The sequence below is a fragment of the Candidatus Hydrogenedentota bacterium genome, assembly GCA_012523015.1.
GTDB lineage: Bacteria > Hydrogenedentota > Hydrogenedentia > Hydrogenedentales > CAITNO01 > JAAYBJ01.
In genome coordinates this window covers 1-9337 of record JAAYJI010000124.1, presented here as the reverse complement: position 1 = coordinate 9337, position 9337 = coordinate 1, and the positions used below count along the sequence as shown (strand labels likewise).

General features: G+C 42.0%; 8 protein-coding genes. 2 read left to right on the top strand and 6 right to left on the bottom strand.

Going from position 1 to position 9337, the window contains the following annotated elements; genetic code table 11:
• Both GX117_05350 and GX117_05345 read left to right on the top strand, forming a co-directional pair.
• On the top strand, positions 1-1034 hold a 1034-nt coding region (locus tag GX117_05350; protein ID NLO32770.1), incomplete at its 5' end, for a GNAT family N-acetyltransferase.
• Positions 1015-2157, top strand: coding sequence for an alanine/ornithine racemase family PLP-dependent enzyme (locus tag GX117_05345; protein ID NLO32769.1), 1143 nt, complete (start codon positions 1015-1017; stop codon positions 2155-2157). The genes GX117_05350 and GX117_05345, both read left to right, overlap by 20 nt.
• Positions 2158-2369: 212 nt before the next feature.
• Here the strand turns inward: GX117_05345 and GX117_05340 are convergent, their stop codons facing one another.
• From GX117_05340 to GX117_05315, 6 genes are read right to left on the bottom strand one after another with little or no spacing between them, the layout of a single operon-like run.
• Complete coding sequence (locus GX117_05340; protein NLO32768.1) at positions 2370-3317, bottom strand: hypothetical protein; 948 nt, start codon at positions 3315-3317, stop codon at positions 2370-2372.
• Positions 3318-3328: 11 nt separating this feature from the next.
• Positions 3329-3712, bottom strand: a complete 384-nt coding sequence (locus GX117_05335; GenBank protein NLO32767.1) for a hypothetical protein — start codon at positions 3710-3712, stop codon at positions 3329-3331.
• A gap of 12 nt (positions 3713-3724) precedes the next feature.
• The gene (gene cmr4, locus GX117_05330; GenBank protein NLO32766.1) at positions 3725-4675 is read right to left on the bottom strand and encodes a type III-B CRISPR module RAMP protein Cmr4; all 951 of its coding nucleotides are present in this window, start codon (positions 4673-4675) and stop codon (positions 3725-3727) included.
• 19 nt (positions 4676-4694) lie between these two features.
• Complete coding sequence (locus GX117_05325) at positions 4695-7478, bottom strand: hypothetical protein (GenBank protein NLO32765.1); 2784 nt, start codon at positions 7476-7478, stop codon at positions 4695-4697.
• Entirely contained in the window at positions 7475-8731 is a 1257-nt protein-coding gene (locus GX117_05320; GenBank protein NLO32764.1) for a hypothetical protein, read from the bottom strand. Before GX117_05320 ends, GX117_05325 begins: the two co-directional genes overlap by 4 nt.
• Positions 8728-9135 carry a hypothetical protein gene (locus GX117_05315; protein NLO32763.1) on the bottom strand — a complete coding sequence of 136 codons (408 nt, stop codon included), beginning with the start codon at positions 9133-9135 and terminating at the stop codon, positions 8728-8730. Before GX117_05315 ends, GX117_05320 begins: the two co-directional genes overlap by 4 nt.
• Between the last annotated feature and the right edge of the window lie 202 nt (positions 9136-9337).

Sequence of the window (9337 nt, the reverse complement as noted above, 5' to 3'; positions counted from 1 at the left end):
TCGCTATGTCCCATCAAAAAGAAGAGATTACAGACGAAATTTTAATAAATTTGCGAAAAATTACGCAGGCAATGAGTATTCATTCCCGAGCACTCCACCGACAACACGCTATTACTGCGCCGCAGCTGGTCGTTTTGCGGGAAATTCAAAAGAATGGTAAAGAAATTAGCGTTGGGAAGCTTGCAAAACGAGTCAGCCTAAGTAACGCGACCCTTACAAGCCTGGTCGACCGTCTTGAACAGGCGGGTCATGTGCAGCGTTCTCGGAATGAGAAAGACCAGCGACAAATCTTCCTCACTCTAACTGACAAAGGTCTAGAAATCGTAAAAAAATCGCCCCCTTTGTTTCAAGAGCGCTTCCTTCATTTTCTTGACGATATGGACGAAGACGAACAGATTAAAGTGCGTTCGGTGTTGTCGAAACTTGCCGCAGTGATGAATCATGATCAAAGCCCTAGCTTGGATGAATCGCTTAGAATGGATTTATCTGTTCCGGATGGTGTTGTTGCCTCTGTCCAGATGTTGCTCCACACGACTTTAGAGGAATCAATTGAATCAAAAGAGAAGAAAACACTAGAATCCGGCATTTATATTGCCCGTCATGAAAGAGACTTTCCGCTTTCCCTATCACGTCACGACTTGGCGTTATTTTTACATGAGCATCTCAAACCTTATGAAGACAGCGTCGATGATATCAGCGCAGGTTTGGATTATGCGTTGAATAATGATTCAAATCGGAAAGGTTTTGTTTTACTCCTTTATGAAGAGCAAATCCTTCACGGAGCTTTGGTGATGCTGGACACAGGAATGACCGGTTATGTACCTGAGCATTTATTATTGTTTGTGGCGGTACATAAAGCAGCCCGCGGCAGGGGATTAGGGGCGCAACTGATTCGACGTGCTCAAGCAACATGCGCCGGAAATATTAAGCTGCATGTGGAATATGATAACCCTGCCCGTCGTCTATACAAACGCTTGGGTTTTGAAAGCAACTACGCAGAAATGAGATGGACTCGTGAATCAGCTTCTTATTAATTATGATGCATTATTACATAATTACCTTGCTATTGAAGGGCTTATGCGCCAACACCGCAGCCAGTGGACGCTGGTTACAAAAGTACTTTGTGGAAACCGTCAGGTTTTGAAGGCCCTCGCTGCCATGGGTATGAACAGCGTGGGGGATTCACGCCTTTCCAATCTGAAGACCATCCAAAAGGATGTTCCCGACGTGACCTCTTGGTATTTGCGCGTGCCCAGCCCTTCGGCCATTGATCAAGTGGCGACTCTCTCTGATGTTAGTCTGAATAGCGAAATAACAACTATTCAAGCGTTAAACGACGCGGCCGGCCGCAATCAACGCAAGCACCAAGTCGTTATCATGATTGAGCTTGGAGATTTGCGTGAAGGTATCTTACCCGGATCACTTATTAATTTTTATAAGTCTGTCTTCACATTGCCTCATATTGAGGTGCTTGGGGTTGGGGCAAATTTGGGTTGTCTGGCCGGTGTCGTGCCCAATGTGGATCAGCTCATGCAATTGGTTCTCTATCGTGAATTGCTGGAGCTTAAATTCAATTGTAAATTACCGATTATCTCCGCAGGAACGAGCGCTGCACTTCCGTTGCTTATGGAAGGAAAAATGCCTAAAGGCATTAATCATTTCAGGATTGGGGAAGCACTGTTCCTAGGAACCAATTTGGTTCAAGGGGGTACGCTCCCGTCGTTTCGGAATGATGTCTTTCTCTTGGACGCGGAGATTGCCGAACTCAAGGAAAAAAGTTTGCAACCCTCCCAAGAAACCGGTGGGATAGAACCTTTTGCAACGATACAAAATACCGGCGATAATCAGGTAGGGCAGCGAGGCTACCGCGCTTTGGTGGGCGTTGGTCAATTGGATGTTGAAATATCCGGATTGACTCCCGTTAATCCCGAGTATACATTAGCCGGCGCCAGCAGTGATCTTACTGTGGTAAATCTCGGAGACCATGATGACGGGCTAAAAATTGGGGACAGCATTCAATTTAGATTGGATTATGCCGCGTTGTTACGCCTCATGAATAGCCGTTACATCGATAAAGTTCCCTTACGATCCGTAGATGACTTTTGTGAAGAAATGGGAGCGTGCGTTCAGCTGCAAAATGGTGTCGCGGCACTATGATTGAAAACAACTGGGTTTTCTTCTAATACTCTCATGGTAGAAAAGAATCTGGCGGCGGTGCAACAAGCGCCCCTTTCCACACCCAAGACTACCCACGCATATCTGTGAAATATCTGGCCTACCTATTCCGCCCACCACGTCGACTTATATAAGAAAACCGGTGACCGAAAAGAAATCCGATCACCGGTCTTTTAAAAGTACTGTTTCCTATGTTATTCGTTCGTCACGGGTATAAGAGACCCGGCTTCCCAACAAAGTTCGCCTTTACTAAAGTTCTGACCGAAGCCTGTTTGCGTTGTGCCCGGTTTATAAATACGGTAAACGCTGAGAAAAGCACGACCATAGGCATTAGGATTAGACGTACACCTAAAATCCGGGGAAAGAAGCCAGCGATATTTCTTGTCTTTATACGGCAATTCATCCAGGGCCGTAGGATTTTGTGAATTGAAGTCTTTTTGTTCTAGTTTCACACAACGGACACGACCCCATCCTTGTTTGCGCCCGCCGCCCAGACGCATTCGGTTCAAAATATTCTGATGCACTTTTTCGTCTGGTTCCACGTCTAATTCTTCGATGCGTTTTGGCAGAAGAAACTGTCCCTTAAGATAAACAGGCTTAAAGCTTTTATCCTCGCTGAGATATTGGTGGGTGATAAGATCCGTGGCGTGGAGCGTTTCGTTGATATCTTTATGCAATGGGCTATAAGCCGTGCTGGTCACGGTAAAGCTCAGTAGTTGACGCAACTCAGCCTCTGTTTTTTCAGTCGAGCCGTTGACCCATATTCGTTCATTTGTTTCAAGATCATATCGAGGGCGCCACACGGTCTTACACTCATCTGTGGAAAGGAACAAAGAGCTGAAAATATTTCTATATTGTTCGAAATCACCACACTGGCCCGGATTTATTGGCTCACCCTTATGGATGGCACAACCATAATCACGTCCCCATTGACCCAGTTCTTGGGTTACCTTCGTGAACGTCTCTTTGTTTTGTTTTCCATAATAGCTTACCAAGCTGTTTGTGAAGGCGCCGCGGAATACGCGGTTCGGTACATAAAGGTCTGTCTTCTCGACCATACCTAAATTACCGATCCCCACTTGCAGCGGGCTAAGCAATTCTAAGCTTATTTCCCAGCAGTTAAGTTGATTATCGTTTCCCATGGGCTTCCTCCTCAGTTTTCTTCGCCGGAACGTGTTTTGGCCGCGTGTCGGGCATAGGTCAACGTAAGACTGATCAAATCTTTGGCTATAAACATGGTACGTAGATCTATGGTAAAGACGCTTCTCACCGTATCAAGGGCATCTTTCTTATTATTACTCCAAATAGATTCGTTATTTTCTAATTGTTTGGGACAATATTTGTCTTTAAAAAGGTTTTGGATTCCTACTCCAAGTGTGCGGCGTTCGTCAGCTTTTTGATAGAGCCAAAGGAAGAGTGCATAAATCCCTTGTTCATGGAGAATATTTAAAGCCGTAGAAAGTGTTTTTTCTTCGACCTTCGCGTCTAAACCAATTTGTTGACCATATTTAGCAGCGAGATAATCAAGGTTGATCATAATAGGATTCCTTTATTGTTTATTGGCCCGGGGATTAATATCAAGACATCCGAAACCGCGTGTAGTCATACCGCCCAGCCCGATAAATTTGATACCGTCAAAACTGTATTCTTCGATCATGTCTGTCGCCGAAGGAGGGCTCTCTTCGCCATTGTTCCATTGGATTCTACTCCAGCGTCCATAATAATCATGTTCGACAATATCGAAAGAGAAAATCGCGCCTCGAGGTATTGCTTCAAAAGTGAATAGGCCGCCGTCACTGGCCGCACCGGTTTCAGGATCAATAACAACAGAAGTGCGCACTTCCATATTGTCATTAACCAATTGACTGAAAAGCCATTCAGCTACCACCACAAAACGCGAAGCACAGTTTTCTTCAATGCCGGCTTTTTTAAGTTCGTCTACAGAGCTAAAGGTATTTTTGTTCTTATCCAAAAGAACCCAGCCGAAATTGACTTTTTCTGCTGTTGCAGTAAAATCTTCAAACCCTTTCGGTAAGGTAAATGTATCTTCATCGAAATCGCCGCCATCGCCAATTCCTAGAATGTTATGAAGGCGACTGGGAGAGGTGAGCCAGACTGGACCATTTGCAGTATTCACGGGGCTTGCCAACAATTGCGCATCGCTAAAGTGAAGCAATCCTTGTGCAGAACCTTTGCCGCTCTCCTCATCTTGGGGCGTATAGCCAAAGGCAACGCAGATGGGGCATACCTCATGGTCATGGTTTTTATGTCTAGATCCCTGAGTAGAAGCACATATTTCTTCCTTTATATTTTTATCACGGAGCGTAAAATCAGCAAAATATTTTAATGTTCCCGATAGACTGGTTCCGGGGATATAAGGTACTTTGGATACCGGTTCGCGAACCACCGTCATGTCAACCCGGCCAAGCCGTTGACCACCTGTTCCCACATGAATTGGCTCTAAAGCAATTGCAAAATATTGTTTGGGTTTGTTTATCATTTCTTTTCCCTTTCGATGGTTATTTATTTTCCAAGTGTTTATACAAATCGATTACATCCAACAGAAGGCCGTTCCACGCAGCCCGTAAAAGCACCGCCTCATCTGAATTGTCCGCGTCACTTTCATTCTTTTTATTGAGTTTTCCAAAGGCGTTGGGAGAAAATAAAACCAACCGGCAAAATGCTTTCGATGTTTCGGGATCCTTCCACCATTTTTCTCTCCAAAGCAGCATTTTTTCTACCAACAGTCCTTCGATTGCACTTACTTGGCTTATATGCAGTGTTGTAAGTAATTTCCAAAGGCGGTCAAAGTCACGTACGGTGCCCACGGGGTAGGATGGTCGTTCGCCAAGGATGTGATGGGCCCGTCCCTTGGACGAAAAAGCATTTCGCGTTTGGGCCGATTCCGCCAAAATAAAATCAAAGAAACCCTCCTGAACAAGAATCGTATGTTCTTTACCTATTTTCGTTAAGGCTTCGCTCGTATATGCTTCGTCTTTTTTTGTTGAGGGTGTGTTGGATTCGTTTTTAGGATCTTTTAGACATTTAAATTGACAGTGAAAGTTATCATTTTTACGAATTTTGTCATTGCTGCGTTTATTATATATTTCCCATTCTACCCAAGAAGCAGGCATGCCTTTATTCATAATTCTTGAAAGATTACTATCGACTTCAGAAAGGTAGAGTGTTGTAAATTGGGGATTATCGTTGATCTTTTTCTGCACCCGATAGGTTTTCATACCTGAACCATTATTTGTTTTGTTTGCGGGGGTATTCATAAAAGTTTTACGCATTCCTCGAGCGGTCTCCATCACGACATAAAGAGGAAATTTCTTATAGAAGTAAATGCAACCTATAGAAAAAGGTAGGCAATCACGAAATTTACCAAAGCGCTTTTCATATTCGTCATAGATGGCGGTCATTACTTTGCTAGCTCTGCTGCCACGGATGACAAATTCCATACGCTCAGGGGTAGATCTCATAGACGTGATTGGGAAGACAATAGGATTTTCTTTTTCCGTTTCTCTGTTTTCTGTTCTGTTCCTGAGTTTATCTTCTCCGGCAATCCTATCACGACAATATTCAAGAAACTCTTGCAGACCCTCCCACGAACGATATAAACGACCTGCGCTGGGATTTTTTTTCCCTTTTCCATTCCAACATACTTTGTCAAAAATTGTTCCGGTATATAGGGGGGTTAAATTGAATCCCATATAAATTAAAGCAAGTCTGCTTTCATTGCTTTTCTTTGGAATTAAAGACTCTAGTTCAGAGGTTAAGTGTTTTACCGAAGGTTCTCTTGATTCATGTCGTCGATAATGACAAGCGATACAAAGGTGTTCTCGTTGTGCCGATTGATTGGCATAGCGAATACGACAAACGTCACACCGCCCTTTGCCTGTCACGGTTTCTTGTGTTAAGTACAACGCTTCTTGTTTACAAATAGCTGTGGTATTTAAAAGAGATTTACTCCGACTCAAAAGACGTTTAGTTACACCGTCCAATTCTTTATAACTGGTCTTATCGTCATCTTTTGTGACAAAAGTGACTGCAAAAGGTAATTCACAGAACTCGAAGATTTTTTCATCTCCGCGTGATTCGTTTGCTGACAATTCTCTTGTTATAAATTGTTTTATTTTGGTTTTTAATGTATTTTCGAAGTTTTCTTGAATGTTTTCGGGAAATATAGATTCCCCCTTTTCATCAAACCATGTTCCTAGCTGTGGAATGAGGAAAAGTTGTCGTTCTTGATCTCTATAACTTTCATTTCCTACAAGCAACTCTGTTTCTACAAATCGTTTTAGTCTCTTTTGTAGGCATGTGACGTGCGCCGCCATACCCATAATATCACCAACTTTTACCGCTGTAGACCAAAGGTATTCGCGATCGAAAGTTACCTTCATGAAAGTAAAATCAGTATAGTTTTTGTTTGTCCAGTGTTTCTCCGATTCTTCTTTTTCTTTATAAGAATGACTTCGAACAGGAAGTTTATAGTTCGTCGTAGCTGAACAACTTGGTAGAGAAGTCTCAAGCAAAACCTTGGCTAGTAAAGCTTTTGTCATAGAGGCAACTGAATAGGAATGGGCCCACAAAGTTACATCATTGCAGGGATACCGAGTTTCTCCTAAACCCCTACTATAAATGGGTTTTAACTCTTTCAAAATATTGTGTCTTGTTTTATCGGGTTTATCGAGAAATTGTGAAATATATTTCTTTATAACTGCGACAGCCCCGTCAAAATTAGGAATACATTTACCTGTTTTTTCTTTTGTAGAGTCAATTGGATCATTTTCAATTCCAAAGTCGTTATATCCAAAAGGACTGTCAATATAAAAGATACCTTTCTGTTCCGATCTGGCATTGTTTTTGTCTAACTCAGAGTCTATTCCATCGCACCCTCCCAGCCCTGCACTGGTCAGGTATGTCAATAGAGACTTCGGCTCATCTTCTTTGTCGTGATGGTAGATAAAAGCATCATTCACATCAATTGTAGCGGGGAATAGAAGTGTAAACTCATAGCCTGTTTCTTTATTAATTGAAATAATAGGATTAATACCCTCTTTTTCTAAAGTTACGGGTATGGATTTAAGACGGTCCATCAATCCAATTTGTTCTAAAACTTTTATTTTTATTTTAGAGCCATCAGTATGATTAAAAGAATTGTTTTGGCTCTCTTCTTTTGATTGGTTATTTAGGTTTTTATAAAAGTCGGGGTGAAGTTTATCTAAATCATGCAGAAATGCGCCCAACTCTGCAGCAAGGATGGCTTTTTTGTTGTTTTTTAAAATTTCTAACATACTCATTGGTTGCCCTCCTCAATACAATGCTTCTCTATGTTTTCTGTTGCCGTCTTAAAAGTGTCATAGATCCATAGGCTAGTTAGGTATTTGGGATTCGACTCCCATGCTTTTTTCTCTTGCTCCCACAAATCATGTTTCTGTTTGATCTTTTGGTATTCTTTCAGTTCTTTTTGGTACTCTTGAAACTCAGAACTTTTTTGCTTTTCTAGATATTGTTTGCATTTATCCCACTCTTCTCCCGCCCTATCATTTCCTTTCCACTTTTTTAGTTTATTTCCTTTCCATTGTTTTTTTTCACACAGTATTTCAAAAGTTTTCTCTCGGGGGCAGATGAGTTCCCCATCTTTGACGAGATCTTCAAAAAAATCAGATGGATGTTTTGTGATATTTTTTGCCTTCGGTGCTGTCCCCGGTTTTTCCGGTTCATCTTCCGGAAAGGGTCGGCACAGTTCGCTTTGGTGTCCAGTTTTTCCTAAGTCAATGGATGCGCCAGTTTTGATCTTTATTTGAGTTAACTTTCCCAAACCGTATCCTATACTGCGTTTCGCGGAAATTCCCAAGTCTGTCAATAAGAACTCCAGTGATTTCAACAGCAATAGGGCTGCTTGAATACCTTGTTTGTGGTCGTTTTCAGTTTTAGAAAAAATGAAGACGCTTGTTTGTGCGGTTGCTCCTTGTGGCACTATTTCAAATCCTACAGGATGATCTGCAACGCCGCGTTTGCGATCATGGGGACTGATTATATCAGAGGAAATTTTGTCGAAAATCACATTGTCGAATTTGACCTTTCCTTGATTCCCTGAGTTGCCACTATCGTTGGCGTCTCCAAAACAAAAGTTAATTAAATCAGCATAGTTGGAGAAGTCATTTTTGAAAAAAGCTGAAGCGTGACGTAAAACACCCTTGAATCCCGAGGCTTTAAACATTGGTTTTCCAGTGAGTCGATCTCTCGAAAGGGGATTATCCAAAACATCAAAATTGCTTTCAACGCGTGAAAACCAAGGTGTGGTAAGTTCCCATTTAAATTCCATGGAAATGCTATATTTCCAAGGTAAGGTGCAATTTCTTAAAAAAAGATTTTGACAATCAAAACAATCGAGCTTAGTATTCGGTTGATCGGGTGTTGCCAGTGCCTTCTGCTTGGCGTCATCTTTATTCTCATCAAGTATAACTTGCAGTGTGAGTTTGCTTCTTTTCAGAATACGATTTTCTTCATACCCGCCTGTTTTTAGATATGCCCAAAAATCAAATGTCATTTTTCTATCCTCCTAGAGCCTGGTGCACGTTTTCTTAAGTCTTTTTCAAATTCAGTGATTACAAAGTTTTTAATTTTATCCTTATCCCAATTATAGACTTTGCCATCATACATGCCTTTTTCCGGGATGTGGCCGAATAATTTAATTTTTGATTGGTTTCCGTCTTTGTAAACATGAGATACCCCGATCAAACCTGCCTGTTTGTCTTTATCAGAGGCCTCATCTCTGCCAAACAATGCTCTGGTAAAGGCGATGGCTTCTTTCCAAAGTACTGTATTCCATTTTCCTTGGAGCCTAATAGAGCGCCATTCATTTGTAATGGGCAAGCCTTTTTGTTGAGAATAAGATGGGCTTCCAAAAAACTTTATTTGTCTTCTTAAAGCATATTGCAAACCAAAACCCACACATTTAAATCTGTCTCTACATTCTTCGTCTCTAGGCCATTTAAAACCTAATTCATTATTTGAAATCTCAAATTCTGCGCCTTACCCCATTCTTAGACCACGGACCGCCAAATTTAAGGTGGAATCTGTGTCTCCTGTTTGCGTGACATGAGGGCCTTGGCTGTCCTCCCTTGCAATGCCTTCGCGGAGCGTAGCCCGTCCC